Origin of the sequence: Chryseolinea lacunae (assembly GCF_016735595.1) — a bacterium.
Lineage (GTDB): Bacteria > Bacteroidota > Bacteroidia > Cytophagales > Cyclobacteriaceae > Chryseolinea > Chryseolinea lacunae.
This window is the reverse complement of the sequence record NZ_JAERRB010000004.1, coordinates 387,786-413,670: the sequence shown is the minus strand read 5'-3', so window position 1 is coordinate 413,670 and position 25,885 is coordinate 387,786. Positions and strand designations below refer to the sequence as shown.

At 51.4% G+C, this 25,885-nt stretch carries 25 protein-coding genes; 10 read left to right on the top strand and 15 right to left on the bottom strand.

All coding sequences use genetic code 11. The features are described from left to right. Window positions 1-83: 83 nt before the first annotated feature. From JI741_RS14565 to JI741_RS14535, 7 genes are all read right to left on the bottom strand, one after another. Window positions 84-971, bottom strand: coding sequence for a glycosyltransferase family 2 protein (locus tag JI741_RS14565; protein WP_202010695.1), 888 nt, complete (start codon window positions 969-971; stop codon window positions 84-86). Then, the gene (locus JI741_RS14560) at window positions 968-2,086 is read right to left on the bottom strand and encodes a glycosyltransferase family 4 protein (RefSeq protein ID WP_202010694.1); all 1,119 of its coding nucleotides are present in this window, start codon (window positions 2,084-2,086) and stop codon (window positions 968-970) included. The genes JI741_RS14565 and JI741_RS14560 overlap by 4 nt, the downstream gene beginning before the upstream one ends. Further along, on the bottom strand, window positions 2,083-2,985 hold the full coding sequence (locus JI741_RS14555) for a glycosyltransferase family 2 protein (RefSeq protein ID WP_202010693.1): 903 nt from the start codon (window positions 2,983-2,985) through the stop codon (window positions 2,083-2,085). Before JI741_RS14555 ends, JI741_RS14560 begins: the two co-directional genes overlap by 4 nt. Then, complete coding sequence (locus tag JI741_RS14550; RefSeq protein WP_202010691.1) at window positions 2,982-3,977, bottom strand: glycosyltransferase family 2 protein; 996 nt, start codon at window positions 3,975-3,977, stop codon at window positions 2,982-2,984. Before JI741_RS14550 ends, JI741_RS14555 begins: the two co-directional genes overlap by 4 nt. After that, window positions 3,964-5,181 (bottom strand): hypothetical protein, encoded by a 1,218-nt coding sequence (locus JI741_RS14545; RefSeq protein WP_202010689.1) that lies wholly within the window; start codon window positions 5,179-5,181, stop codon window positions 3,964-3,966. Before JI741_RS14545 ends, JI741_RS14550 begins: the two co-directional genes overlap by 14 nt. Before the next feature lie 131 nt (window positions 5,182-5,312). After that, the gene (locus tag JI741_RS14540; RefSeq protein WP_202010687.1) at window positions 5,313-6,431 is read right to left on the bottom strand and encodes an ABC transporter ATP-binding protein; all 1,119 of its coding nucleotides are present in this window, start codon (window positions 6,429-6,431) and stop codon (window positions 5,313-5,315) included. Between the two features lie 92 nt (window positions 6,432-6,523). Further along, entirely contained in the window at window positions 6,524-7,366 is an 843-nt protein-coding gene (locus JI741_RS14535; protein WP_236676069.1) for an ABC transporter permease, read from the bottom strand. Between the two features lie 205 nt (window positions 7,367-7,571). Between JI741_RS14535 and JI741_RS14530 the strand changes: the two genes are divergently transcribed. Then, window positions 7,572-8,651 (top strand): glycosyltransferase family 4 protein, encoded by a 1,080-nt coding sequence (locus JI741_RS14530; RefSeq protein ID WP_236676068.1) that lies wholly within the window; start codon window positions 7,572-7,574, stop codon window positions 8,649-8,651. On the opposite strand, the gene JI741_RS14525 is transcribed toward JI741_RS14530, so the two are convergent. After that, the gene (locus tag JI741_RS14525; protein ID WP_202010683.1) at window positions 8,597-9,928 is read right to left on the bottom strand and encodes a hypothetical protein; all 1,332 of its coding nucleotides are present in this window, start codon (window positions 9,926-9,928) and stop codon (window positions 8,597-8,599) included. The two genes, JI741_RS14530 and JI741_RS14525, sit on opposite strands and share 55 nt — an antisense overlap. Before the next feature lie 146 nt (window positions 9,929-10,074). Between JI741_RS14525 and JI741_RS14520 the strand changes: the two genes are divergently transcribed. After that, the gene (locus JI741_RS14520; RefSeq protein WP_202010680.1) at window positions 10,075-10,881 is read left to right on the top strand and encodes an FkbM family methyltransferase; all 807 of its coding nucleotides are present in this window, start codon (window positions 10,075-10,077) and stop codon (window positions 10,879-10,881) included. Between the two features lie 8 nt (window positions 10,882-10,889). After that, on the top strand, window positions 10,890-11,690 hold the full coding sequence (locus tag JI741_RS14515) for a glycosyltransferase family 25 protein (protein WP_202010679.1): 801 nt from the start codon (window positions 10,890-10,892) through the stop codon (window positions 11,688-11,690). A gap of 1 nt (window position 11,691) precedes the next feature. Here the strand turns inward: JI741_RS14515 and JI741_RS14510 are convergent, their stop codons facing one another. Then, entirely contained in the window at window positions 11,692-12,984 is a 1,293-nt protein-coding gene (locus JI741_RS14510; RefSeq protein ID WP_236676067.1) for a tetratricopeptide repeat protein, read from the bottom strand. Between the two features lie 36 nt (window positions 12,985-13,020). Between JI741_RS14510 and JI741_RS14505 the strand changes: the two genes are divergently transcribed. Together JI741_RS14505 and JI741_RS14500 are read left to right on the top strand one after the other, a co-directional pair. Continuing rightward, window positions 13,021-13,653: a hypothetical protein gene (locus JI741_RS14505; RefSeq protein ID WP_202010677.1), complete on the top strand. Its 633-nt coding sequence runs from the start codon at window positions 13,021-13,023 to the stop codon at window positions 13,651-13,653. Between the two features lie 254 nt (window positions 13,654-13,907). Continuing rightward, entirely contained in the window at window positions 13,908-14,855 is a 948-nt protein-coding gene (locus JI741_RS14500; protein ID WP_202010675.1) for a UDP-3-O-(3-hydroxymyristoyl)glucosamine N-acyltransferase, read from the top strand. Between the two features lie 137 nt (window positions 14,856-14,992). Here JI741_RS14500 and JI741_RS14495 read toward each other — a convergent pair whose 3' ends face one another. After that, window positions 14,993-16,102 carry a DegT/DnrJ/EryC1/StrS family aminotransferase gene (locus JI741_RS14495; RefSeq protein WP_202010673.1) on the bottom strand — a complete coding sequence of 370 codons (1,110 nt, stop codon included), beginning with the start codon at window positions 16,100-16,102 and terminating at the stop codon, window positions 14,993-14,995. A 182-nt stretch (window positions 16,103-16,284) separates the two neighbouring features. Between JI741_RS14495 and JI741_RS14490 the strand changes: the two genes are divergently transcribed. After that, window positions 16,285-19,251, top strand: a complete 2,967-nt coding sequence (locus JI741_RS14490; RefSeq protein WP_202010671.1) for a glycosyltransferase family 117 protein — start codon at window positions 16,285-16,287, stop codon at window positions 19,249-19,251. Window positions 19,252-19,362: 111 nt separating this feature from the next. Here the strand turns inward: JI741_RS14490 and JI741_RS14485 are convergent, their stop codons facing one another. Beyond that, window positions 19,363-20,247 carry an NAD(P)H-binding protein gene (locus JI741_RS14485; protein WP_202010669.1) on the bottom strand — a complete coding sequence of 295 codons (885 nt, stop codon included), beginning with the start codon at window positions 20,245-20,247 and terminating at the stop codon, window positions 19,363-19,365. A gap of 130 nt (window positions 20,248-20,377) precedes the next feature. Here JI741_RS14485 and JI741_RS14480 point away from each other — a divergent pair, with 130 nt between their 5' ends. Next, a complete protein-coding gene (locus JI741_RS14480; RefSeq protein WP_202010667.1) occupies window positions 20,378-20,725 on the top strand; it encodes a winged helix-turn-helix transcriptional regulator in 348 nt (115 codons plus the stop codon). Window positions 20,726-20,727: 2 nt separating this feature from the next. Here the strand turns inward: JI741_RS14480 and JI741_RS14475 are convergent, their stop codons facing one another. The 3 genes from JI741_RS14475 to lpdA form a co-directional block, all read right to left on the bottom strand. Next, on the bottom strand, window positions 20,728-21,030 hold the full coding sequence (locus JI741_RS14475; protein ID WP_202010665.1) for a hypothetical protein: 303 nt from the start codon (window positions 21,028-21,030) through the stop codon (window positions 20,728-20,730). Between the two features lie 49 nt (window positions 21,031-21,079). Next, on the bottom strand, window positions 21,080-21,463 hold the full coding sequence (locus JI741_RS14470) for a protein phosphatase 2C domain-containing protein (RefSeq protein WP_202010663.1): 384 nt from the start codon (window positions 21,461-21,463) through the stop codon (window positions 21,080-21,082). 181 nt (window positions 21,464-21,644) lie between these two features. Then, window positions 21,645-23,036 carry a dihydrolipoyl dehydrogenase gene (gene lpdA, locus JI741_RS14465; RefSeq protein WP_202010661.1) on the bottom strand — a complete coding sequence of 464 codons (1,392 nt, stop codon included), beginning with the start codon at window positions 23,034-23,036 and terminating at the stop codon, window positions 21,645-21,647. Window positions 23,037-23,218: 182 nt separating this feature from the next. On the opposite strand from lpdA, the gene fabG reads away from it, so the two are divergent. Continuing rightward, window positions 23,219-23,965 (top strand): 3-oxoacyl-[acyl-carrier-protein] reductase, encoded by a 747-nt coding sequence (gene fabG / locus JI741_RS14460; RefSeq protein ID WP_202010659.1) that lies wholly within the window; start codon window positions 23,219-23,221, stop codon window positions 23,963-23,965. A gap of 143 nt (window positions 23,966-24,108) precedes the next feature. Continuing rightward, complete coding sequence (locus JI741_RS14455) at window positions 24,109-24,633, top strand: hypothetical protein (protein WP_202010657.1); 525 nt, start codon at window positions 24,109-24,111, stop codon at window positions 24,631-24,633. Window positions 24,634-24,652: 19 nt separating this feature from the next. Here the strand turns inward: JI741_RS14455 and JI741_RS14450 are convergent, their stop codons facing one another. Then, the gene (locus JI741_RS14450) at window positions 24,653-25,345 is read right to left on the bottom strand and encodes a hypothetical protein (protein ID WP_202010655.1); all 693 of its coding nucleotides are present in this window, start codon (window positions 25,343-25,345) and stop codon (window positions 24,653-24,655) included. A gap of 115 nt (window positions 25,346-25,460) precedes the next feature. Between JI741_RS14450 and JI741_RS14445 the strand changes: the two genes are divergently transcribed. After that, window positions 25,461-25,805, top strand: a complete 345-nt coding sequence (locus tag JI741_RS14445) for a DinB family protein (RefSeq protein WP_202010653.1) — start codon at window positions 25,461-25,463, stop codon at window positions 25,803-25,805. The last annotated feature ends 80 nt before the right edge of the window (window positions 25,806-25,885 follow it).

The following is a 25,885-nucleotide window of genomic DNA, read 5'->3' as shown; positions in this document are numbered from 1 at the left end:
TTCCAAATGGCGACCGACAAATCAAAAAACACCGTATGATCGGACCCTGTTCCCATGTAATATTTTTAATGGAAGAAGACTTATTAACTTCTTGTCACTACTCTTTTAGATCGTTGCACCAAAATATTTGTCACCAGCGAAGGTTTCTTCACAAAGCTCTTCCAACCCCACCTCAGCCCTTTCATGAGGCTCTTGCCATCGCCGGCCCACGATGCCGCCAGCATGAGGTATAGCCGCGCAAAACATTCATCTTCAAAAGCCTTGCTGCCGAAGAATTTTTGATGCGCTGCGCGTCCAAACACATACAGCATGTCGTGCTCCATGCGTGCAATATTTTTATGCATGTTGTTGGCATGTATCCTGTATTTCCAGGTCACAGCGTCCACTTTGCCAATGGTGAATTGATGTGCCACTCTCAGAAAGAACTCATAGTCGGCAGAGGTGGTCAGAATTTCATCGAACACACCAACTTGCTCCACCACGTCGCGCTTCACCAGGATGCTGCTTGGTCCGGGCACCTGGGTTTCCTGCAAGGCCAGAAGTCCCGCAACCAGGTTGCCTTCTTTTCCGCTCATCTCTTTTCCCTGGGGTTGTGAATGCTCATCGATGATTATGGCGGCGGAGTGAACAAGGCCGTAGTCGCCGGATTTAAATTTCTCCAGTTTCAGGGCGAGGTTGTTGGGCAGCCAAACATCATCGGCATCCAGGAAGGCCACAAACTTTCCCGACGATTTCCGAAAGCCGTTGTTCCGCGCGGCACAAACACCGGCATTGGGTTGATAATAATAGCGAACTCTTGCGTCGCCAGCGGCCAGCGCCTCAATATACTCGCGTTGATTGTCGGTCGACCCATCGTCTATCACAATCACTTCGAGGTCGCGCTCCGTTTGTTGCAATACCCCGGCAATCGTTTCACGGATGAACGGCGCACTGTTATAAGCCGGTATGATCACGGATATCAGCGGCGTCATTTTGAGAGGTATAAATTTTCGAGACGTTCCATAAAAAGGCCTAGGCCGAACGACTTCACCACATCGCTACCCGAGGCCGTTAACTGTTCACGCAACACCAGCGACTCCAGAATTTCAACAATGGCTTCTTCAATCTGAAGGCTGTTTTCAAAGTCAACGACCATGGCATTCTCACGATGCTGAATATATTCACGCGCCACGCCCGACAACGTGAACACCGAAGGCACACCGGCTGCCAGCGCTTCAACATAGGTTTGCCCAAAGGCTTCGGCATGCGCGTCGGTGGGCACGTGCACAAAGACATCGAACAGCCGGTAAAGTGCCGCGATGTTGGCTTCAAATTTTATTTCGGTATAGGAACCTTCCGGCAATGTCCGAAGCATTTCACGAATAGCCCCCTCATATTCACCTTGTGCATTGGCCAGCACAAGATGACCCTTGTCGTATTTCTCTCGGATTTTTTTAAATGCGGGAATAATAAACTGAATGCCTTTCCACGGTGTGTAGCGGGCAATGACACCCACCACGGGATGTTGCCCGGCCAGCTTGTATTTGTCGCGCAATCGGTCAACCGTTTCAGGTGCTATGGCTTCGAAGTAGTGCAAGTCAAACCCGTGATGAATGCGCGTCACTTTTGCGGGGTTGGCCCCATCCCAATCCACCAAAATTTCTTCGATGCTTTTGGAGATGGCCACGATGTCGGTGGCCAGCCGGTTATTCAACTTGTCCCACTTCAGTCCCGAAGGATACTCGCGATAGTGAAGCGTGGCATGGTGGCGTGTGTAAATTCTTTTCCGAATGCCGGCAAGCCACGAAGCACTCAAGCCCAACAGATTGGCAATCCAGAGATGGGTATGCACAACATCGGGCTTATGGTTGCGTAGTATTTTAAAAACACTCCACCAGGCGCGCAGCAGGTCTGCTTTGCCGCGATAGGGCACAACGTGGTGTGGCGTGTTGCGCGAGCGCAAAAATTCGATGAAGGGTGTTTCGGTTTTTCCCAGCAACAGGAAGTGAAGTTCAATCTTATGCTTGTCAAGACCGTCGTTCACCCACTCAAATGCGAGGGCTTTGTCGATATCCGATATGATGTAAAATACTTTGACGCGTTTCATAGTTTCACATCCTTATACACTTCCGAAAGCGAAAATGTGATGGCGTCATAAAGTTTATAGCGCAGCGTCGTGGGGAGCACACGAAAGACGTTAACCCCATCGATAGCCGACACCCACAGCGGCGACGCCAACAGGCGATAGACCAGCTTCTTCCCGGAAGAGATATGCCTTGCAGAAGAAGCCTTCATCATGTCGGGATGCAACTGACCCACCACATGATTAGCCACGGCGTATTGCCGGAGCCGGCGAATGTAGATGCGACACGTCAGGTTTTCGCAATGCCACGCGGCGTTCTGAAGGTCCACAAACAACGCCACGTGTTGTTTGAATGCACGGAACGCAAGCTCCCGATCTTCGGCGTCTTTCAGAGTGGAATCGAAGCCGTTCAGCTTCGCGAAAGTTGCTTTGGTCATCGAACAATTGGCTGCGGTCATAAACACGTCACCACCTTGCAAGGCCGTTGGCCCGTTGCGGAAAGGCATCATCCAGTTTTTGTGAATGAAGGCGCGATAGTGTTCGAAGTCGCGATCGTTCAACACGGCCTGTTCGGCGTGTCCCGTAACAATGGCGTTAGGATGATGTTCGTGAAAGCGGATGTGTCGTTCAACCGAGTCCGGCATGGGCAGCATGTCGTCGTCGTAAAATATCAGCACATCACCTGTGGCCACGGCCACGCCCGCATTTCGCGCGCCTGCACGACCTTTGTTTTCCTGTTCAACAATGCGCACGGCGATCGATTCTGTTGGGCGGCTGCGAAGCAATTCGCCGGTGCCGTCGGTGGAGCCATCCACAACAAAGATCAATTCAAAATCTCTGAAGGTTTGCGCCATAAGCGCCTTCGCGATGTTCAGCACGCGCGAGTGCCCTTGATATGTAGGAACGATGACACTGGCTTTCATCGTCGCAGGGCTTTAATCAATCCAACCGGCAAATAGCGACTGCGGAACCTGAGCTTGTCATAAGCCTTTTGGTCTTCCACAGCCAATGCATTTTTATCAATAGGGGCAAGAAGTCTGCGGCAGTGTGTCATATCAAGCCGGAAGTAGGCTTCGTCGGCACGCAACAACATAAAATAATTCAACGCCTTCGATGCAAGCCCCGCATCCGCCCGAAAGTGTTCGGGATAGGTCAGCGCAAATTTATCCGGATCAATCGACAAGAGTGCCGGCATCACGCTCATGAAGTGGCGATCATTATTCTGCACGGCCAGCTGATAGGTGAGTTGGCTTGACTCGATATCAAATTTTTCAGATTGACTCTGCGTCTTGGATTGGTCGTGCCAGCGAAAATTAGCCAGCAGGTCGGGTATTTTCACCACGCCGTCCAAGCCATAGCGCAGCAGAAAACGCATCCAGAATTCCTTGTCCATCACATAGTGCAGCCGTTCGTCGAGGAAGCCCAGCGTTTCATAGACCGATCGTCTGAAAAAAGTTTCGGGCTGATCGATGCGCGCCATGCCCACTGTCTTGGCCACGTTGTTGGCATAGACGTCAGTACCCGAGGTGGTGCGAATCAACTTGCCGTCTTGCACAATGTTGCTTCTGCCCACCACCACGTTCACAGATGGGTCAGTAAATTTTTCGCCGAGTGTCTTCAAAGCGCCCGGCTCAAGATAGTCGTCTGAGTTAAGCCAGTTCACCACATCGCCGCACACCCTGGCAAGGCCTTTGTTGATGGCATGACTTTGCCCGCGATCGGATTCGCTTACCCAATAGGCAAAATGTTTTTCATATTTCTTAATGATCTCCACCGAACCATCCTTGCTACCGCCGTCCACAACAACGTATTCCAGGTTGGGATAGCCTTGCGAAAGCACAGAGTCGATCGTTTGCTCAATGTATTGAGCCTGATTGAACGATGGTGTTATGATGGAGATCTTAGGCGCTTGCATGGGCGGCGAACGCTTTTGTGAATGATTCGGTAAGGTTCTCTTCTTTGTGAAGAGATAAATATTCGTCGTAGCGTGAAAAGTCGAGCGTGTTGGTTTTGATGCGGTCGCGCAGCGTGTTCAATGCCGTTAGGGTTTGTGAAAGATTCCCTTCCTCTACAGTCTCACCCATCAAAAATTTTTCGGTGACTTTGCCTATCCAGAACCGTTTTGTCGCGAGCACGGGTTTCCTGAAATGAGCGGCCTTGGTGTTAAAGTTGCTCGAGCTTTTAAAATTGTCGTATACCAGAAACAGAATGTCCAGGGCATTGATCACCGCGTTTATGGTTTCGCCTTCGGCAATACTGTTGGGATAGTGAAAACAGTTTTTGGGAGGGTTATCAAAAAATGATTTTGCTTTCGTGTATTCTTCGGTTGTGTAATCAGCTTCGGGAAGCTTTCCGGCAAAGAAGAAAAAAAACTGCGACGGATCTGCGTGAGTTGCCAGCGCCAGCAAATGCAGTGTGCCTTTTCGTTTGGCCAGGCCAATCAATCCAACAACAATGCGTCCGTTCGCTCTGGTGCGAATTTCTTGTGCGGTAGGTTCGTCTTGTCGTGGTGGCGTCGCGTCGGCAATTTCCGGAAAAAATATGACGCGCTTTTGAATCCGCTCCGCCAGTTTCGGAAGCAAAAATTCATCGTGCACCGCCACCGACAAACACTTGCGTGCGCGCAGCACCGAGTCGATGCTTGACACTGTGGCGCGATTTTTCAAGCCGTCTTGAAAGAGATACCACGGATGAAAGTAGAGACCGCTCCACGAATACGGAAACACAGCATCAACCGCTTGTGGTGGCAGGTAGTTTGCCAGGTAGTCGTCGAGCCAGGCCAGGAACACACGATCGAACTTCAGCTTCAATTTTTGTTCGGCGGCTTTCAATGCGCGCCGGGTGTCTATCCAGAGTTGCAGAACAGAAGCCGCTTCGTTGAACCTGCCCAGGCGGGTGTGCGTCTGCCGGGTGAGGGTGAATGTAAAAAACTGAACGCGCGACACATCCACACCGTCGGCACTCAATTCTGAAAGGATCAATTCTTTGTTCACCGGAAAAAAAATGCAGACATCGTAGCCGGCCCGGAGAAGATACTTTGTGAATAGTTTAATGAAAGCATGGTGATGACCTTCGGCATGATGATCGAGCAGGGCCACCGTGCTCCTGCCCTTCCCCATAGTCTTCGTGTGTCGACTGCCTGCGATACGCACATCTTCTGTCATTGAAGTTTCCATTGGTCTCAATTACGTCAGAAATTCCATCCCCGGTTTTGCAGGCTTCACCACACTGAATATACTAAATACTGTTTCTATATTTTTTTGATATCCCAATCCGATTTCACCGAAAGGATGCCGGCGCTGGATTTATTCCATTCTTCCAGTTCGCTCACGGCGGGAAGAATGTCGAGGGAGGCCACCGAAGGTATAAACTCCAGGTGCGACACATCCGATCGCGCGCCCACGTTCAGGTTGTAGGTGCCCGACGACACGCCCGGAAACACATCCACGCGTGCGCGATAGCGCCCCACAGCGCCTTCAAATTTTTTATACGATGCGGTTGAGCGACACTCCACCACGTTGTTGCCATAGAAGTCGGTAAGCGAAAATCCAACCACCAGTTCGTTGATGGGCGCAAATACTTCATACTCTATCTCCAGCGACAGCTTGTCGCCTTCCAGCACCTGCAGATCTTCTTTCACATTCAACACCCGCATCGTCTGGATGGTGAAGTCGGGCGACTTGGTGCCCATGCGGCCCAGCGAACTCACGTCGATGTTGTTGTTGCGCACGCTGTTGTTGAGGTATCCCGAAATGGCATCGTGCATGTTGCCCACAAACTGCAACTTGCCCTGATCGAGCAACACGCCTTTTTTGCAAAGCTGCTTCACCTGCGTCATGTTGTGCGACACCAGAATGATGGTGCGTCCTCCCGAGCTGATGTCTTCCATTTTCTGAAAACACTTTCGTTGAAACGCCACGTCGCCCACGGCCAGCACTTCGTCGAGCACCAGAATTTCGGGCTCCAAATGCGCAGCCACAGCAAACGCGAGGCGAAGCTGCATGCCGCTGGAGTAGTGCTTCAGAGCCATGTCGAGAAACTTGTCGGTTCCGGAGAAGTCAACAATCTCGTCGAACTTTTTATCGATCTCCCACTTGCGCATGCCCAGAATGGAGCCGTTCATGTAGATGTTTTCGCGGCCCGTCAGTTCCTGGTGAAAGCCCGTGCCCACTTCCAGCAAGCTGGCAATGCGACCACGGCTCACAATGCGGCCGGTGGTGGGTGGCGTGATCTTCGAAAGAATTTTGAGCAGGGTAGACTTGCCCGCGCCGTTGCGACCAATGATGCCGATGGATTCGCCGGGTTCTACGGTGAAAGAAATATCTTTCAGCGCCCAGAACTCCTCCACCTCATCGCGCTTTTTGAACATGCCTGTTATCCGGTCGCGAAAACTCAGGTAAGGCAGGCCTTTGTGGTATAACTGAAACAGTTTAGATACCTGTTGTATATCAAGAATGGGTTTCACGCTATATCTGCAAAAAATGCCTCCGTCCTTTTAAAGTAGTAGATGCCCAGCAAAACAAAGAGAGTAGAAGAAACTGAACTGATCAGCATGAGAACAATGTCGATGCTGTTGGCGCCCGTGAGGGGCACCCTGAAAAAGTTGATGGCCGCATACATCGGGTTAAGCGCCAGCACATAGTTCACCCAACGCTCACTGATGATGGACGCCGGATAAATGACCGGACTCACAAACAGCGCAATCTGCAAACCAAAGGGAATGACATACCGGAAGTCGCGATACTTCACGTTCAATGCAGCCAGCCAGCAACTGATGCCCAGCGTGCCCAGCAAAAGAAACATGATGGAGATGGGCCAGAAGATGAGCAACGCCATAAAATCGATATGCACGTTGTAGTAGATCAGCACGCCGACATAGGCCACAAAGGCTACAATAAAGTCAACACCCGAAACCAGCAATGCCGTGACGGGAATGATGATGCGGGGGAAGTATATTTTTTTGATGATGGGCGCATTGGTCAACATGCTGTTGCCTGCGCTGTTCACGCTGCTGGAGAAAAAATTCCAGAGCAGCAGCCCCGAAAAAACAAACACGGGATAAGGCAACCCGGGAGAAGTCTTCTCGACATTGAGGGCGCGTCCGAAAAAAAAGGAGAAGATGATCACCGTCAGAATCGGTTGCAGCACCACCCAAATCACGCCCAGGGTAGTCTGTTTGTACTTCACCTTCACATCGCGCCACGTAAAAAAATAAAAAAGCTCACGGTAAGACCAGAGCTCACTTAAGTTTAATATAACCGAACGGTCTGATGATATAATGTTCTCTTTTTGCTGTGCTTGCATCAATAGGCTTAGGCACCCAAGCGCCTTTTAAAAATCTTCAAATGCGACCTTACAATAATCAGTCTACAATGTTAAAGTGATAAAAACCCTTTAATTTATGGAAAATGCCAGGTTAGGGGGTTTGACATGCAGGATCAAAGTTAATGCTATTGGAAAACATATCCCAAAACAAGACCTACGATTTCATTTTATACCTTTGAAGGCAATGATGAAGATCCTTTTCCTGATTCCCTATCCTTTGGGAGAATCACCATCGCAGCGCTTCCGGTTTGAACAATATTTCGACGCAATCCGCGCCCGCGGGGCCACCTTCGAAACGCAATCGTTTTGGGACCTTGAAACATGGAAAATTCTTTATAAACCCGGTTCGGGTCTCCAGAAATCTATCGGGCTCCTGCGTGGCTATGGCCGTCGGCTGAAGATGATCTTCCTGGCCTCGAACTACGACCACATTTTCATTCACCGCGAATGTGCCCCTTTGGGGCCTCCCATCTTTGAATGGCTGCTGGCAAAAGTGCTTCACAAAAAAATAATATACGACTTCGACGACTCCATCTGGTTACCCGACGCGCCGTCGGGTGGACTGGTTAATTTGCTGAAGTGGCACCGGAAAGTGAAAGCCATCTGCCGGTGGAGCCATACGGTGAGCTGTGGCAATGCCTACCTCGCCGACTATGCCCGGCAATTCAACAACCGTGTGGTAGTGAATCCCACCACCATCGATACCGAAGCACTGCACAACCCGGTGTTGTATAAGACGCTGCCTCATCCCGAAGAAGTTGTTATCGGCTGGACCGGCACCCACTCTACACTGAAGTATCTCGACCCGTTACTTCCCGTGCTTCAGACTGTGGAACAGAAGTATGGAAGCCGCATTCGTTTTTTAGTGATCGCCAACAAACCCCCAACGCTACCGCTTCAACGGTTGCAGTTTGTGCCTTGGCAAAAAGAAACGGAGATCGAAGACCTGTTGCGCTTGGACATCGGCATCATGCCCCTCACCGACGATCTGTGGGCAAAAGGCAAGTGTGGGTTCAAAGCCCTTCAGTATATGGCCCTTGGCATTCCCGCCGTGGTATCGCCAGTGGGTGTGAATGCAGAAATGGTAGATGCCTCCGTAGGCTACACCGCCGCCACAGCGACCGAATGGGAGAAAGCTTTGGAAGCACTTCTCGACGACGACACGTTACGGCATCGCCTTGGCAAAAAAGGAAGACAGAAGGTTGTTGATCAATATTCGGTTTCTTCCAATACCTCAACATTCTTGTCGCTCTTTGAAAAGTAAAGCAACACCAGGGCGATGGCAAAGAAAGGAAGCAGCGGTATCTTATAGCGCGCCAGCGTTCCGAAGTTGAATGTGGAAGCTCCCACGGCAAACGCATAGATGATGGAGAACGTGAGGCAAAACATGACGTCGGGTTCGGTGATGGCCGCAAAGATGCCGAGACGACTTTTGAAAATAATAATGATGGTGAAGATCAACAACATCAAACTTTCCACGGCCGACAACAACATCAACGGGTTTTTCACTTCCCACAGATAGGGTCTGAACAGCGCCACATTTATGGCCTGCGGTGCCAGCTTCACCATGCCGCCAAAGGTGCCGTCCATTTCGCCAAGCGTATAGCCCGAGCCCGCGTCTTTGCCCGTCCAGTAGCGAATGTCCATGGCCGTCATGCGGGCCGTTTGCGCTATTTTGTCCACCGAATAGCGTGCATCGCCTTCACCGATTTTCACCACCGAAAAATAGGCAGAGCCCGCAGCAAACAGCATGATCAACGGAAACAACATCAGCTTCACCACAACAGATTTCAGGCGCATGGTGTAGTTCATGTAGACCCATAACAACACGCCGGGCAGAAAAGCTTGCAGAATAAATTTCTTTACTGCAAAAATAAAGTAGAGCGATATCAGGAGTAGCAACAAATGCATTACCGAAAAACGTCGTTGCAACAGCAGCCGGTTAAATTCATAGGTGGCAATGCCCAGGCATCCCATAATCACCGTGTCTTTCAACAAACCCGAACCCCAGAAAAAAACCGAAGGTATGAACAGACACGATATGGCAAGCCAGCGATGCAGGTGCGGATACTTTTCATAGAACATGATGAACAACATCCACATGCCTACAAAACTGGTGAGCGCAAACAAAATAGCCGTGGCCGAATAGGTAGAGAATGTGAAGACATCGAAGATGGCCGCCAGTCGCACAATGAAATAGGACGAGTCATCGCCAAAGAATGCAATGCGGGAGGCGTACTTGAATATACGAGGCGTATATTCACCCTCCGAAAACAACAACTCCACGCCCGTCAGTGGCGACTTCATTAAGGCCTCCCACACGAAGCGGCTTCCCCAGGTGTGATAGTTGAAGGTGTCGCCGCCGCCGTAGTAGAATTGATAGATGATGCCCACAGCCAGAGCACCGATAATCTTCACCGTGATGGCAGGAAGAAAATAGACACGTGTTGTGGCATCCGTGACCCGCGGGCGAATGATGAACGCAATCGCATACACAACGATGATAAGCACAGGGGTGATAAGAAGGTCGCGTATGTCCACGGCAATTTTCTACAAAGGTAGAATAACGATCACCTTAATAATCCTTAATTTGCAAGAATTTTAATGAACTTCGCCAGGCCAAACCAACCTCGTTTGGACGACCGGCACACAGATTATTAAATCCAACTTTTGAACACACTACAACCATGCAGCTTGCCTATTTAAAATTCATTGGCCGCAAACTACGACCCGTAGAACTTGCCATGTTTGCGAAATGGGCCTTGCGCACCCGGCGAAAACCCTTTGCCTATCGCGACGTGTTCCAGTTCTATATCGACCCCATTTCAGATTTCGGATTGCAACTTCAGGAGTTTGGAAAATACGAACCCGCCATGACCGACGAGATCAGTCGCATGCTCACCGAGGGTGACACGTTTGTGGATCTGGGTGCCAACGAAGGTTTCTTCTCCGTCATTGCATCGCGCCTCGTGGGCAAACGGGGCCATGTGGTTTGCATCGAGCCACAACAACGCTTGTGGGAAGTCATCACAAAAAACTTTGAACTAAACAACGCGTTCAACTGCCAGCTGCTTCCCTATGCAGCAGCCGAAACCAGCGGCACAGCCACCATCTTTTTATACACTACGCTAAACACCGGCGCCTCATCGCTGTCGAAGGGCTTCAATTTCAAAATAAGCTTTCCCGCAATACGCAAATTTTTCTATGGCACCTCCACTATCAAAACCACCACGCTCGACGAAGTGGTGGAACAAATCGGCCTCACCAAAATCAAACTCATCAAAGTAGACATCGAAGGCTTCGAATTTGAAGCACTGAAAGGAAGCCGGAAAGCGCTCACCCAAAAAGTGTTCGACAACCTGTTGGTAGAGATCCATCCCGAAGCGCTTGTGAAGATGGGACAATCGCCCGAACAACTGAGCCAATACCTCGCCGGCTTTGGCTACACCGGCAAAGCGATCACCCCAAACCTCGTGTTATACACCCTTTCCTGATTCTGCCCATGCACACGTTCGCCATAAGTCTCGCCCGTTCCACCGAAAGGCGGACCTATATCGAAAAACACCTCGCCAGCCGCAAGCTCGCCTTCGACGTGATCGACGCCGTGGATGGCAAACTGCTAACCGCCTCGGATCTCGAAAAATATTGCGACATGGCCGAAGTGACCCGCCTCCGCTGGTGGCTCACCGACGGCGCCATTGGCTGCGCCCTGTCGCACTTTCATGTCTACGAAAAAATTATCGCGCAAAATTTACCCTACGCCTTTGTTGTGGAAGACGACGCCGTGCTTCCCCACAACATTGCGGGCTTGCTCAGTGATATTGCCACCCGCATAAAACCCGACGAAGTGATTCTGTTGTATTACGTGAGCTTCAAAGCGTGTTCGCTAAGCACCGTCAATAAAGACACCGTGCAAGGCGGCGAGCTGCTCTATCCCATGGACATGGAGCAACCCATAACAGCAACGGCCTATGTCATCGGCCATGAAGCGGCAAAAGGCATGGTGCGCAACATCGTGCCCATTCGCGTCACCGCCGACAGTTGGAACCACTATTTCATTCAGGGGGCCTTCTCTTCGTTCAGGTGTATGTATCCCATGCCTGTGCAAACCATGCACTTCAAATCGTCGATCGACTACATGGATAAAAATTCGTGGAAGGCAAAGTTTGCCGAGTGGGTAGATCGCCACAAGGTGCCGCCATTTTTTCAGCTGCTTCGCCTGTTGAGAAAAAAACGATCGGATGGCATGTTGAACAACGTGGCGCTGGTGAACCTGCCGTCGCCGGTCTTCGAAAAAAAATAGGTCAATCGCCTTTCTCCATCTTCTTCAACCGCCGGCGCGCATCCTTATACGCTTCGTCTTTGCGCCCCGCCTTTTTCTGCACCTCCTTGAACCACCGTTTGGCTTCGGCCTTGTTGCCTTGCTTCTCAGCAATTTCTCCAAGGGCAATCATGGAATAAAAATAATAGCCCGACTCGGTGGCTTCAATTTCTTCGGCATAGCGCATGCAGAGTTTGTAGTAGGCATTTGCTTCGTCATAGCGCTTGCGGGCTTCATAAATCTGACCTAAAAAGAATGCCGCATAACGACCGCTGGTGGCTTCATAGCCCACCTGCCCGCTGTCGATCTTGGCCAGAATGCTGCGGCTCACCGGGTCCGCTTCGGCAAAGCGCCCCTGATAATAGAGCATGCGGGCGTAGTAGCGGTGGAAGTAAGGGTTGTTGGGATAGGTCTGAAACAAATATTCGCTGATCTGAAACGCGCGTGGCTGGTCGTTCTCATAGCTGTTCAAAATGCGCATCAGCCACACCATCGCCTCGGTGCGTGTATAGAAGGCGTTATACGACACCTCTTTCAACTGCTGCAACCCCAGCGCCTTGTCGCCCTTCTTGAAAAACCACAGCACCGGCTTCAGCACGGGATAGTTTTCGGGCACCCACACCGAAAAATAGTTGTAGAGCGCATCGCCAAACAAAAGCTCCGGGTTCAGGCCTTCTTTCTCTTTGCTTTCTTCCAGATAGTCGAGCGCATCTTTGCCTACCGAGGCCGCCTTGCGCCAGTTCTTGCGCTCCTCGTCGGCATAGAGGCGGCCTTTAAAACCGTAGGCAGCGGCGAGAAAGAACGACGCTTCTGTTTTGTAGGCCGGAAAGTTTTCGTAGAGGTTTTCGCCCACCGAAATGGTGCTGTCCATATAGGCCAGAAACGTGTCGTCGTGCGATTTGTCGCGGGTGTTGGGCATGATCTTCCACCACTCAATGAGGCCCATCAAAAAATAGGGCAGCGGGTGCCAGGCATATTTGGCCTTCAGGTATTGAAACTGTGCCTCGGCCTGGGGGAATTTAAAATTGTAGAGGTCGTTCAGCGCCTGCGAGCATTCCAGCTGCACGTTCAGGTCGGAGATAAGAATGATGGTGGTATCTTTTTTTGTCACCACCTGTGCTTTGGCGTCGGGTTGGGCGACCCATAGCAGCAACACCATCCCAATCCAACGCAACGCGCACCCCGCGGGCCTGCGCCCACCACCAAAGCGGTGTGTTTGGCCGTCTGCCGTAACAGCAGATTGCTTTTTTTGTTGGATAGAAAATTTGTTCATCATAAACTTACGCTTAAACCTCCGCCCACACACAAACGCATGTCTCAGGAACACGAAACTAAATCATTCTTCGGTGTCAGCAAAAGATTGTTGTTTTTGCTGCTTTGCATGGCCACCGTACTGTTGCTCTACATCAAAATAGCCTTCGTCGAAAACGAAACCGCCGCCTTCGAATTTCTGCAAGACCGCCCCGAGGGGTTCATCCTGCGCATCATCAACGGCCTCCGGTTCTTTGCCATCCCGCTGGTCTTTGCCTGGAAGTTCACCGTCATCGCCTTTGTCATCTGGATCGGCTGTTTCATGTTTGGCTACCGCGTCACCTACAGCCAGTGCTGGGGGGTGGTCATCGGTGCCGAATTCATTTTCCTCGTCCCCGAAGTGCTCAAAATCTTCTGGTTCATGTTCATCGAAACCGATCCGTCCTACTCCGACGTCAGCGCCTTCTACCCGTTTTCGCTGCTGTCGTTCTTCGACTACTACTCGCTCGACAAACGCTGGGCATACCCGCTCAAGGCCCTCAACGTTTTCGAAATCGCCTACTGGTTCATGCTCGTGCAGGGCATCCACAGCTTTGCCCGCAAAGACAAAAAATACGTGTGGGTCATCGTGTCCTGCTCCTACATTCTCCTGTTCTTCCTCTGGCTGCTATTCTATTCCATCGTTTATAAGTAAAAGGCCACAACGTCACCCAAAGGCGAAGGGGATTATTTTGAACGCTGTGATTTGGCGGCCTCCGCCAGCTGGCGGACCGGGCTGTACGCTCCAAGCCCTCGCGCACAAACCCACGCTGCTTTCCACTGCCATCCCTGGCCGACGTATCCCACACAAGGGGCGTGCACCAGCGTTTGTACTGGCAAGCTTGAACTAAAAAAATGCATACTTTCGCAGAAGGAAAAAAGCGCGGCCCACGCCGCCAACCGTAGTTTATGGTTCACGATCTGCAACACGTTCTCGAAGCCCTCCACGACGAAACCGTGGCCGTCAAAGCCAACGGCCTCTCCATCCGCATCGCCCGCGCCCTGCCGGCCCACGAAGCCGATGCCGAAAGCGTGGTGTGGATCAAACCGGGCAACCCCAACGCAGCCGCCATCATCGCCGCCACGCCCGCACCCCTCATTGTGTGCGACGAACCAACGTGGACGGCACTGGCCGAAGCCAAAACCACCAAAGTATACCTGCTCACTCCCGAGCCCAAACGCATTTTCTCCAAGCTGGTAAACAAACTCCTGGTCAGGCAGCCCGCGCCCGGCATTCACCCCACAGCCAGCATCCACCCCAACGCCAAAATCGGCAGCGGGTGCTCCATCGGCCCCTTCACCTACATCGGCGAAGCCACCGTGGGCAACAACACCATCATTCACGGACACTGCCACATCTACGACCAGGTGGAAATTGGTTCCGCATGCATCCTCCACGCGGGCGTGGTCATCGGCAGCGACGGTTTTGGTTATGCGCGCGACGAAAACAACGCGATCGAAAAATTTCCCCACATCGGCGGCGTCAAAATCGGCAACCATGTCGAAATCGGGGCCAACACCTGCATCGACCGCGGCGCCCTGGGCAACACCGTCATTGCCGACGGCGTCAAAATCGACAACCTGGTGCACATCGCCCACAACGTTCGCATCCACGCCAACGCCTTCATCATTGCCAACGCCATGATCGGCGGCAGCACCACCGTCGGCGAAGCCGCCTGGGTAGCTCCCTCCGCATCCATCCTGCAACAACTCAACATCGGCGACAATGCAACGGTAGGAGTAGGCGCCATCGTGACCAAAGACGTTCCCCCCGGCCAAACCTGGACCGGCTCACCCGCAAAACCCCTGTCCGAATTTTTAGCGACGCAAAAGAAGATTAAAAACTTGCCGGATTAGGCAGGAACACCAACGCTTAAAAAGAAGTTGGGATATCTCTTAAACAAAGCTGACAGTTTTCGCTCTTGCATAGAGCTCAATAAGTAAACGAATTTTATCATGGGTGGTGTGAGCGTGGCGCTCTAACCGAAAGGGCGTTAATAAAATCCCCTCACCGCGTCACACACGCGCATCACCATCTCTTCCGTCATGCCCGGCCACAACGGCAGGCTCAATGCCGTGTCGGCAATCTGTTCCGCTAACGGGAACTCGCCTTTCCTGAAACCAAAGTCTTCATAAGCACGCTGCAGATGCGGCGGCACCGGGTAGTGAACCATGGTTTCGATTCCTTTTTTCTGAAGCGCTTCCTTCAACGCATCGCGTCGTTGGGTTCTGATCACAAAGAGATGATAAACGTGCTCGGCTTCGCGATGCACTTCCGGCAAAATAATATCGCCCACTGCCTGTAGCTGCGCGGTGTATTGCCGGGCCAACATCCTACGCGCATCATTCCATTGCACCAGGTGTTGCAGTTTCACCTTCAGCACTGCGGCCTGCAGTTCGTCGAGGCGCGAATTGATGCCGCGTTCAGCACACACATTTTTGGCCGAAAAACCATAGTTACGAAACTGACGCGCCTGGCCATCAAGGGTGGCATCGGCCGTGGTCAGGGCGCCGCCGTCGCCCAGGGCGCCGAGGTTTTTTGTGGGATAGAAACTTGTGGCGTTGGCGTGGCCAAAACTTGCCGTGCGCCGGCCGGCCCAGGTGGCGCCGTGGGCCTGGGCGTTGTCTTCAATCACCACCAGGTTGTGTTCGCGGGCGAAGGCCATCACGTCGGTCATGTTGCAGGCCTGGCCATAGAGGTGCACGGGCAAAATCGCTTTGGTCCGGGGTGTGATGTGCTGCCGAAGCTGCGTGGTGTCGAGGTTCATGGTGGCCACATCCGGTTCAACGGGGCGCAGGCGCGCGCCGGTTTGGGCCGCGGCGTGCCAGGTGGCCACGTAGGTGTGCGCCGGAACCAGAATTTCGTCGCCGGGGCCCACGCCACAAACTTTGAGGGCAATCACCAGCGCGTCATAGCCGTTTCCAACCCCCACGCAATGCGGCGCACCACAAAAGGTGGCCCACGCCTGTTCGAAAGCCTCCAGCGCACCGCCCATCACATACCAGCTTTTGTCATAAACCCGCGCCATGGCCTCCAGCACCTCACCCCGAAGTGGCGCGTGTTGGGCATCGAACGACAAAAATGGAAGGGGATCAGGAGTCATATGGCAAATCAACTGAAACTAATAGACCACAAAGTAAATGCACCCTGCTCAAAAGCAAAATTTCCCTTATTTTCGGGCTTTTATTTTCCAGCCGGGCGCAAGCCATGCGCGAAATAGAAACAACGCTAACGTTCAATCCAGAAAACCGCTTTTAAATCATATCTCAACCACATCAGTAGTACATGAACTTCCAGAAAACGAATAACATCTTCGGTTGGGCCGTATTTGTGATTGCCCTCATCACCTATTGGCTCACCATGGAGGAAACGGCCAGCTATTGGGACTGCGGCGAATTCATTGCCGTGTCCTTCAAACTTGAAGTGCCGCACCCGCCCGGGGCGCCGCTCTTCCTCCTCATTGGCCGCCTCTTTTCCTTCCTTGCGTTTGGCGACATCACCAAAGTGGCCTACTGGATCAACTTCAGCAGTGTGCTGGCCAGCGCATTCTGTGTGATGTTCCTCTTCTGGTCTATCGTGCTTTTTGGCCGCAAGCTTTTGCGTGTCACCAGCGATGCCGATCTCACCGAATACAAACTGTGGGTGCTCATGGGTGCAGGTCTTGTGGGCTCGCTCGCCTACACCTTCTCTGACTCCGCATGGTTCTCGGCGGTGGAAGCCGAAGTGTATGCCATGTCGTCGTTCTTCACCGCCTTTGTGGTGTGGGCCATGCTCAAGTGGGACGTGATCGAAGATGAATCGAAAGCCAACCGCTGGCTGTTGCTCATCTTCTACATGGTGGGTCTTTCCATCGGCGTTCACTTGCTGAACCTCGTCACAATTCCCGCCCTTGCGCTCATCTACTATTTCAAAAAATACAAGCCCACGTCGTGGGGTGTTGTGGCCGCCATGGCCGTCAGCCTAGTGATCATTTTCTTTGTGAACGATATCATTATTCCGGGTCTGCCCACCTACGCCAGCTATTTCGAACTCTACTTTGTGAACAGCCTTGGCCTGCCGTTTGGCTCGGGCGTTATTGTGTTCAGCTTGCTGGTGATTGGCGGTTTGGTGTGGACCATCTACTACTCGCAAGTGAATGCCAAAGTGTTGCTCAACACCTTTGCCACCGCCACGGCCTTCATCCTCATCGGCTATGCTTCGTATGCACTGGTGGTGATCCGCTCGGCCGACAATCCTCCGATCGATGAAAACGATCCATCGGATGTGATGACGTATGTGAGCTATCTGAAACGTGAGCAATATGGCAGCCGCCCGTTGTTGTACGGACCCTATTTCACCTCACAGCCCATCGGCATGAAAGAAGGCGACGCCATCTATAAAAAAGGCAAAGACCGCTATGAAGTGAAAGACCACAAGTTCGAATACGAATACGAACCCGGCTCCGAAACCATTCTGCCCCGCGTGTGGAGCAGCGACCCCGACCATGCACAGATCTATCGCGAAAGCCTCGGCCTCAGCGAAGGACAAAAGCCCTCGTTTTCTCAGAATCTTTATTTCATGTTCGAGCACCAGATCGGCTGGATGTATGTGCGCTACTTCTTCTTCAACTTCGCTGGGCGCGAAAGTGATATTCAAAATGCCAGCTGGATTTCGCCAAGCGGTTGGTTCGAAAAACTTCCGCCATCCCTTGCCGAGAACCGTGGACACAACAACTTCTTCATGATCCCCTTTGTGCTGGGACTCTTCGGCTTGTTCTATCAGTCGGTGAACAACTCGCGCAACTTTGTGGTGGTGGGCCTGCTGTTCATCCTCACGGGTGTGGCGCTGGTGGTGTATCTCAACTCACCCCCTACCGAACCACGCGAACGCGACTATATTTATACGGGTTCCTATTATGCTTATTGTTTCTGGATCGGCTTCGGCGTCATTGCCATTGCCGAATTCTTGAAAGGCTTCATCAAGAGTGCACGCACCCCGGCCATCGTGGCCACCGTGTTGGGCCTCTCCGCACCGGCCCTCATGGCCGCGCAGGGTTGGGATGATCACGATCGCTCCAACCGCTATTTCTCTGTCGACTCGGCCGTCAACTATTTGCAGTCGTGCGAGCCTAACGCCATTCTCTTCACCGGCGGCGACAACGACACGTTCCCCCTCTGGTATTCGCAGGAAGTGGAAAACGTGCGCACCGACATGCGCGTGATCGTGCTCAGCTACTACAACACCGACTGGTATATCGAACAAAGCATGCGCAAGGTCTATACCTCCGACGCATTCCCCTATACACTTACGGCCGACAACTATCGTCAGGCCGGGTTGAACGACTACCTGCCCTACTATGAAACGGGCATCAAGCAAATGGATCTTCACAAGTTCCTTGAACTTGTGAAGTCCGACAACAAGAGCTTGCTGCACCCCAGCTATGGCGGATCGCGCAACATGCTCCCGTCCAAAGAAATTGTGTTGAAAGTGGATGTTGACAAAGTGCGGAAGCTCGGCATCATTCCTGCCGGCATGGATAGCCTCGTGGTTCCTGAAATGCACTTCAAGGTGCGCGGCGGTGGTCTTGAGAAAAAAGATCTCGCCATGCTCGACGTGCTGGCCACAGCCAACTGGGAACGTCCGCTCTATGTGAACAACACGTCGCTGTCGCAATTCAATGTTGACCTGAGCCGCTATGTGGTGCAGGAAGGCAATGCCTATCGCATCCTGCCGCTCTACAATCCACGCCCGTTCAATCAACAGGAACTGGTGAACACACAATTGAGCTACCGCAACATGTTGACGAAATTCCAGTTCCGTAACCTCGACGATCCAAAGGTTTACTACAACCAGGACTATCGCAACTTCGTGCTCAACCACCGCAGCAGCTTCAACTCGCTGGCGCAATTCCTCATTGCCCAGGGCGACACCGCCAAAGCCCGCGAAGTGTTGTTGTTCGCCCTGGCCAAGATGCCCGACAAGTCTATTCCCTACGACTACACCAACGCCCAAACACTCGACATGCTGTTTGACGTAGGCGAAAAAGAAAAAGCCCTCGACATCGCCAACGTGATGAGCAAACGCGCCGACGAACTGGCCACCTACTACATCACCAAACGCGACTTCGGCCGCGAACTCCAGGTGAACATCGTGATCCTCGGCGAACTGCAACGCGTGCTCTACAAATACGGCGAAGCCGATCTTGCCAAGAAGATTGAAGAACAGTATGAGAAACACGCTGCTGTGCTTCAAGGTGGCCGAAGCGGATTCTAGATTAATTTTCTGTTATAAAAATAAGGACTGCCTCGTGAGAGACAGTCCTTATTTTTTTCCAGGTGAAATCGAATCAGAAACGAGATGCCAGTTCAAAAGGCATAGAAAACTTTACGCATTGAATGCCTGCGCAAATTCTTTTGCAAAAGTCTCAAGTTTAGTAGGGCTCAGCGTCGGCTTATTTTTGCGTGCGTCGGCTTGCATCAAACCTTCGCGAAGGGCTTTGCCCATTTCGGTAAAGGCCGCAGCGTGGGTTTCGGGAACACCTGCTTGCAGCAATCCATTCTTTTGATCCTGATCGGAGAATGTTACCCACTTCAACTCTTTGCCAATGGCGTTGCCTAACACATCTGCGACTTCCTGACCCGACCGCTCGTCGCCAAAGATGTAGCGCACCGAGTGACTGTTGAAATCTAAGGCAAGCAGTTCTTCAATGGCCGCCGCGGCGATGTCGTTGGTGTGTACAAGGAATATTTTTTCGCCGTCGCCATAGTTAGAACCCATGATGCCCGCTTGCTTGATGAGTCCGATTTGGCTGAGGAAGTTGTAGTAGAAAGAAGAAGGACGAAGATGCTTCACATGCAAGCCCGCAACGGCGTTGAGCAATTGCTCGAAATCATGAAGGCCACTCACGGGACCCACGCCGTTCTCGGCATGTGCACCCACGCTGCTAAGGTTCACCACATAGTTGATTCCGTTTGCCTTGATCGCTTCTGTATAATTTCTGGCCACTTCGTTTTGAGACGCGCGCCAGTTTGACGTTTGCCATATCGGAGGAATCATGGTGTAAACCGCGTCGGCACCTTTAAAGGCCTCCTTCAAAAAAGCAACATCCTGAACCTGCCCCACGGCCGCTTCGGCTCCCAGCGCTTCGATGTCGCGAACGCGTTCGGGTTGTGAGGTGATAACTTTCACGGCGTTTCCGGCTTTCACCAGAGCCTGCACCAGGGGTTTGCCAATATGCCCGAGCGATCCTGTAATAACATAGCGTTTCATAAGTCGAGTGTTTTGTTTTTTGTTTTTGAATAACGGTTGTAAACCTACCCGATAAGTCTTTAATTTGTTAGTAGTTATGAAATAGTGATATAGTCATCATTATAAGACCTATGTTGATAATCAATATATTATGAGTAAAGATATTCGCGCCCAACTCGAAAACTGCCCCGTAACGGCCACCATGAGTGTGATTGGAGGCAAATGGAAACTGCTGGTGTTGCACCTGATCAACAACGACATCAACCGCTTTGGAAAGATGAGCATGATCATGAAAGACATCAGCAAACAGATGCTCACCACACAACTGCGCGAACTGGAAAACGACGGCATCATTGAACGCAAAATCTTTCCGGAGATTCCGCCAAGGGTCGAGTATTATCTGACTGAAAAAGGAAAGTCGTTGTTGCCGGTGATTGAAGGGATGAAGACTTGGGGGTTGCAGTATTTGATTACGGAGGAGACGTTGGCGACAGTTTGATTTCAAGCCAAATCAACCCTGATGATTGCCAAATCGTCGGTTGGCTTTAGTCCCAACGTCGATTCGATTTGTCTCATCTTGCGATCCAGCATATTTAGGTTGCTTGCTCCATCCCCGTCTACCAGCAAAAAATCAATAAGATTATGTGGTGCCTCATACACTTTGTTGTCAATTTTTTGAAACGTGAAAATCCCATCGGTTGCCAAGCTGAAACTATTGATTTCCCCGAGTGACAACTTCTGTCCTTGGGCATTGAACCACGCTTCGAAGTCTTCCTGCAAATGATACCCAAGATAGTCGGGCACGTTTTCTTGCTCAAATTCAAATGACTGATTATTAATGCAAATCAACCCATCACCGACGCACATAAAACTCACCCGATCGCTCCACACTATCGACGACAGCGATCACCAACGTACTCAACATTTCCTCTCTTGCCAATTGCAGTCTCACCTTGGCATCGCGCAAAGCTTCAAACAACTCTTTGAGGGCGATCTTCAGGACTTGAGCAGAATTTCTTTTCTCCTTTTCAACAAAATCTTTAAAGTAGTTTTCCTTGGCGATCTTTCGTAAGATTTTACCGATCAGTGTCGAGGCAAAATAACTGTCGGTCCCGGTCGAACAACCGTCCATGACGGCATAAAGAAATTTGTTTGTACCGATTTCGGCAATCATCAAATAATCCTCACAGTGATTAATGTGATGTTGCCCCATATGCAACGTGGTGTATACCTTCATTTAAATAGGAGCACAAATCTACGCAGCGCGTTCGAGATCACCATTTTTTCTTTGTCATCACACGGTAAACGTCATGACTCAAAATTGAAACAGCCCGCCAAACATGCAGTATTGTGCAGTTCGCGGGCTGTTAATCCTATATTCAAACAATGCTCTTCGCAAGCACTGTTGTCTTTTCTTCTTACAAGTGAATCACCTCACCATACGCCGCAGCAGCAGCTTCCATAATCGCTTCACTCATGGTCGGGTGTGGATGCACAGATTTAATAATCTCATGGCCCGTGGTTTCAAGCTTGCGCGCCACCACCACTTCGCCGATCATTTCAGTTACGTTGGCTCCGATGAAGTGTGCGCCTAACCATTCGCCATATTTCGCATCGAAGATCAGCTTCACAAATCCGTCGGGGGCGCCGGCGGCTTTGGCTTTGCCTGAGGCGGTGAACGGGAACTTGCCTACTTTGATTTCGTAGCCAGCTTTCTTCGCAGCTTCTTCGGTCATGCCCACCGATGCAATTTCGGGCGAGCAATAGGTGCAACCGGGAAGGTTGTTATAGTTGAGAGGCTCAGGATTTTGTCCCGCGATTTTCTCCACACAGATGATGCCTTCTGCCGACGCTACGTGCGCCAGCGCGGGACCTTTCACAATATCACCGATGGCATATACGCCGGGCACGTTGGTCTTGTAGAAATCGTCTACAAGCACACGGCCTTTGTCAGTTTTCACACCCACGTCTTCCAGGCCAATGCCTTCGAGGTTGGTGGCTACGCCCACAGCCGAAAGCACGATGTCGGCTTCGATCTTGATTTCGCCATCCGGTGTTTTCACGGTGGCCACACAGCCGGCACCCGAGGTGTCGACTTTGGTCACTTCCGAATTCACATAAATCTTCATGCCCGATTTTTTGAACGACTTGTCGAGCGCTTTCGAAACTTCTTCGTCTTCTACCGGCACAATGCGCGGCAGGAATTCCACGATGGTCACTTCGGTGCCGATGGCGTTATAGAAATAGGCAAACTCCACACCGATGGCACCGGAGCCTACAACCAACAATTTCTTGGGTTGTTTGTCGAGCACCATGGCTTCGCGGTAGCCGATAATTTTCTTGCCGTCGATCTTCATGCTGGGCAGCTCGCGCGAGCGGCCGCCGGTGGCCACGATGATGTGTTTGGCTTCGTATTCCGTCTTCTTGCCTTCGGCGTCGGTCACTTCCACTTTGCCGCCTTTTTTCAGCTTACCGAAGCCCAACAGTTGGTCGATCTTATTTTTCTTGAAAAGGAATTGCACGCCCTTGCTCATGCCACCCGCCACTTCGCGGCTCCGCTTCACCATGCCGGTCAGGTCGGCGCTGGCATCTTTCACCTCAATTCCATAGTCTTTCGCATGCTTAATGTATTCAAACACGTTGGCGCTCTTCAGCAAGGCTTTGGTTGGAATACATCCCCAGTTAAGGCAAATGCCTCCCAGTTCCGCCTTCTCTACCACACCCACTTTCAGGCCCAGCTGAGATGCCCGGATAGCCGCTACGTAACCGCCTGGGCCACTGCCGATCACGATCAGATCATATTTTGACATAGTATTGGATTTATAATTCGCTGCCAAAGATAAACCGGAGATTGCTCTTTCAAAAAGTTTACAATTTTTAATAGAATTCCCCGCGGCGACAGGCCCACACAATGAATTTTAACAGAAATGGCTATTTTTGAACGCAAACTGGAACTAAAAACCTCCGTCCCCCCGCGGGCCAAAACGACGCTATGAAACTTTTACAAGGAAAAACCGCCCTGGTCACCGGGGCCTCCAAGGGAATCGGACGATCCATCGCCTTGCGCTATGCCGAACAGGGCGCCAACGTTGCCTTCACCTACCTTTCAAGTGTAGAACAAGGCCAGGCGCTTGAAGCCGAGCTCGCCTCCAAAGGCGTGAAAGCCAAAGGCTATCGCTCCGACGCCTCCGACTTTGCCCAAGCCGATAAACTTATCGCCGACGTCATCGCCGACTTTGGCTCATTGGATATCCTGGTCAACAACGCCGGCATCACCCAAGACACCCTGTTGCTCCGCATGAGCGAAGAGATGTGGGACAAGGTGATCGCCGTGAACCTCAAATCGTGCTTCAACACCGTGAAGGCCGCCACCAAACAGATGATGAAACAAAAGAGCGGCTCCATCATCAACATGACATCGGTGGTGGGCATTAAAGGAAACGCAGGCCAAGCCAACTATGCGGCTTCGAAGGCAGGCATCATCGGCTTCACCAAGTCGGTTGCCCTTGAGTTGGGCTCGCGTGGCATTCGTTCGAATGCTGTGGCACCGGGCTTCATCGAAACCGAAATGACGGGCAAGCTTGACGAAAAAGTTGTTCAAACCTGGCGCGATGCCATCCCCTTGAAACGCGGTGGCAAGCCCGAAGACGTGGCCGATGCGTGCGTGTTTTTGGGATCGGATATGTCGTCCTACATCTCCGGGCAAGTGCTGCAGGTAGATGGTGGAATGTTAACCTAGAGTCTACACGACATTATGATATAAATCCCCGGCGCTGTCGGGGATTTTTGTTTTTAGAACGAAGTCAGGGAGCGTGCGGCGCAGTGGAAATCAGTTGGCTTCCTGTTTTGTAATCGATTCGATTTTCTTATCAACTTATACACATGACTACCCGCGATTTTCTCATTCTCGTCCTGAAGTTGTTCGGTCTGTATTCGCTCGTTCAATTCTTCTTCTCAACGATAGGCAGTTTAAACTTCGTCATCGCCACGGGGCGAGCGTGGTGGGTTGACATTACGCCCGTCGTTACTGCTATTGTTGTTCTGACCTTGCTCTTTTTCTTTCTCGTTTATCGGGCCGACTGGCTTGTGTCGAAGTTGGGATTGGCCAAAGGTTTTTCCAGCGATCACATTTCCTTTAATCAATTCGATCCTCATGCCCTTGTCATGGTGGCATGCATCATCATCGGCGGTCTGCTCGTGATTGATAGCGTTGGAAATTGTATTGTCTACGGATACTTGGCATTTCGTTCAAGGGTGACAACCCTGAAAGGAAACGCACCGGCATGGAATGAACCTCAGAACACCGCGTATTTTGTGATTTGTGCGATCAAAGTGATTGTCGGCTATTTGTTGATAACCAACTATGAATTTGTGGCGCGGCGGTTTGTGAAGAAACGCGATGCCTAGTACATCGCCGCACACCAAATCATCGTTGCGTCATTACTTCAATCACCTGCATCGCCACCGAAATCCTTTCCGCCAACGCCGGATCTTCTTCGGCATATTCAAAAAACGATTTCTCAAGATAGTCAACCAAGGCCTTGTCACAAATAAACGCTTTCAACGCTTCATGCGTGCCTGCGTTTTTACTCAACTTCCGGTCGTTGCCGTTGTAGTATATGAAATCAATGAGATTCTGCTGGGCAATCTTGGTTTGTGTGTACTTCCATTCAAGAAGGAGCACATGTATGTCCACATAGGTTGAGTAGAAGTCGATGTCATCCAGCATGCCCCCGCGCTCGGTGGTGTTCACAAACCGGCTCCAGTCAGCCAACAGAAATTCGGCAACCACTTGCTTTTCGGGCTCGGGCCAGGTTTCAAAATTTGCATAGACAAGCTTGTTGTGAATGGCATCCGCGTCGATGTCCCCAAAGGGTTTTTCATCATAAAACAATTCGAGTATGCGCGGGAGAAAATGTTTGTAGTCACGGTCATCGCCCCATGTGGTCATGGCTTTGCGAGAATAAAATCTAAGGTCGTCGCTCGTCAGTTCGCGCAACGGCTTTGAATAAAGCTTTTTCTCCTGCTCATCCGAAATGCATCCACAGGGACATCTGTCTATTTTCCCGTTGATGTAGTAGGCCCCAAACACGTCGAACAGTTTTTCAACAACATCCATGCATCTTGATAATTTACCGCTTTGAAAGTTTCAAGGTTTATATTCAAAGATACAAAGCGCAGGCAAGCCCTAACCAAAAGCACCTTCGTTCGTTTTATTAAAAATGTCAATCCCTATGATGACCCCTGAAATCGAACACCTCACCATCCTCATCACCCGCTCCTACGACAAGGGCGCGTGGCATGGCCCTTCCGTTAAACAATCCATCGAAGGCATCACCACCGAAGAAGCGCACAAACGCATCCCCGGCACACACAGCATCATCGAGCTGGTGGCACACATGGCCGCATGGCGCACGTTTGTGACCCGGCGACTGGAGGGCGACGCCAGCTATGCGGTGACAGACGAAATGAACTTTCCCGGTGGCCACCGACTGGGAAAAAACCGCGGCCGATCTGGAGACACAGCACACGCACATGATGGCCGCACTGAACGCTTTTCCGGGCAGCAAATTATTTGACACGGTGCCCAACAGCTCCTACAACTACTCGTTCTATATCCTCCTCCACGGCATCGTACATCACGATTTGTATCATGCGG

Coding starts and splice junctions, on each gene's coding strand:
- JI741_RS14510 (WP_236676067.1), bottom strand. CDS start 12,984: ATGATGAACAAATTTTCTATCCAACAAAAAAAGCAATCTGCTGTTACG.
- lpdA (WP_202010661.1), bottom strand. CDS start 23,036: ATGTCAAAATATGATCTGATCGTGATCGGCAGTGGCCCAGGCGGTTAC.
- JI741_RS14515 (WP_202010679.1), top strand. CDS start 10,890: ATGCACACGTTCGCCATAAGTCTCGCCCGTTCCACCGAAAGGCGGACC.
- JI741_RS14555 (WP_202010693.1), bottom strand. CDS start 2,985: ATGAAAGCCAGTGTCATCGTTCCTACATATCAAGGGCACTCGCGCGTG.
- JI741_RS14450 (WP_202010655.1), bottom strand. CDS start 25,345: ATGGATGTTGTTGAAAAACTGTTCGACGTGTTTGGGGCCTACTACATC.
- JI741_RS14455 (WP_202010657.1), top strand. CDS start 24,109: ATGACTACCCGCGATTTTCTCATTCTCGTCCTGAAGTTGTTCGGTCTG.
- JI741_RS14470 (WP_202010663.1), bottom strand. CDS start 21,463: ATGAAGGTATACACCACGTTGCATATGGGGCAACATCACATTAATCAC.
- JI741_RS14505 (WP_202010677.1), top strand. CDS start 13,021: ATGTCTCAGGAACACGAAACTAAATCATTCTTCGGTGTCAGCAAAAGA.
- JI741_RS14480 (WP_202010667.1), top strand. CDS start 20,378: ATGAGTAAAGATATTCGCGCCCAACTCGAAAACTGCCCCGTAACGGCC.
- JI741_RS14560 (WP_202010694.1), bottom strand. CDS start 2,086: ATGAAACGCGTCAAAGTATTTTACATCATATCGGATATCGACAAAGCC.
- JI741_RS14535 (WP_236676069.1), bottom strand. CDS start 7,366: ATGCAAGCACAGCAAAAAGAGAACATTATATCATCAGACCGTTCGGTT.
- JI741_RS14490 (WP_202010671.1), top strand. CDS start 16,285: ATGAACTTCCAGAAAACGAATAACATCTTCGGTTGGGCCGTATTTGTG.
- JI741_RS14540 (WP_202010687.1), bottom strand. CDS start 6,431: ATGTTCAAAAAGCGCGATGAGGTGGAGGAGTTCTGGGCGCTGAAAGAT.
- JI741_RS14550 (WP_202010691.1), bottom strand. CDS start 3,977: ATGCAAGCGCCTAAGATCTCCATCATAACACCATCGTTCAATCAGGCT.
- JI741_RS14545 (WP_202010689.1), bottom strand. CDS start 5,181: ATGGGGAAGGGCAGGAGCACGGTGGCCCTGCTCGATCATCATGCCGAA.
- JI741_RS14495 (WP_202010673.1), bottom strand. CDS start 16,102: ATGACTCCTGATCCCCTTCCATTTTTGTCGTTCGATGCCCAACACGCG.
- JI741_RS14445 (WP_202010653.1), top strand. CDS start 25,461: ATGATGACCCCTGAAATCGAACACCTCACCATCCTCATCACCCGCTCC.
- JI741_RS14485 (WP_202010669.1), bottom strand. CDS start 20,247: ATGAAACGCTATGTTATTACAGGATCGCTCGGGCATATTGGCAAACCC.
- fabG (WP_202010659.1), top strand. CDS start 23,219: ATGAAACTTTTACAAGGAAAAACCGCCCTGGTCACCGGGGCCTCCAAG.
- JI741_RS14500 (WP_202010675.1), top strand. CDS start 13,908: ATGGTTCACGATCTGCAACACGTTCTCGAAGCCCTCCACGACGAAACC.
- JI741_RS14520 (WP_202010680.1), top strand. CDS start 10,075: ATGCAGCTTGCCTATTTAAAATTCATTGGCCGCAAACTACGACCCGTA.
- JI741_RS14565 (WP_202010695.1), bottom strand. CDS start 971: ATGACGCCGCTGATATCCGTGATCATACCGGCTTATAACAGTGCGCCG.
- JI741_RS14530 (WP_236676068.1), top strand. CDS start 7,572: ATGATGAAGATCCTTTTCCTGATTCCCTATCCTTTGGGAGAATCACCA.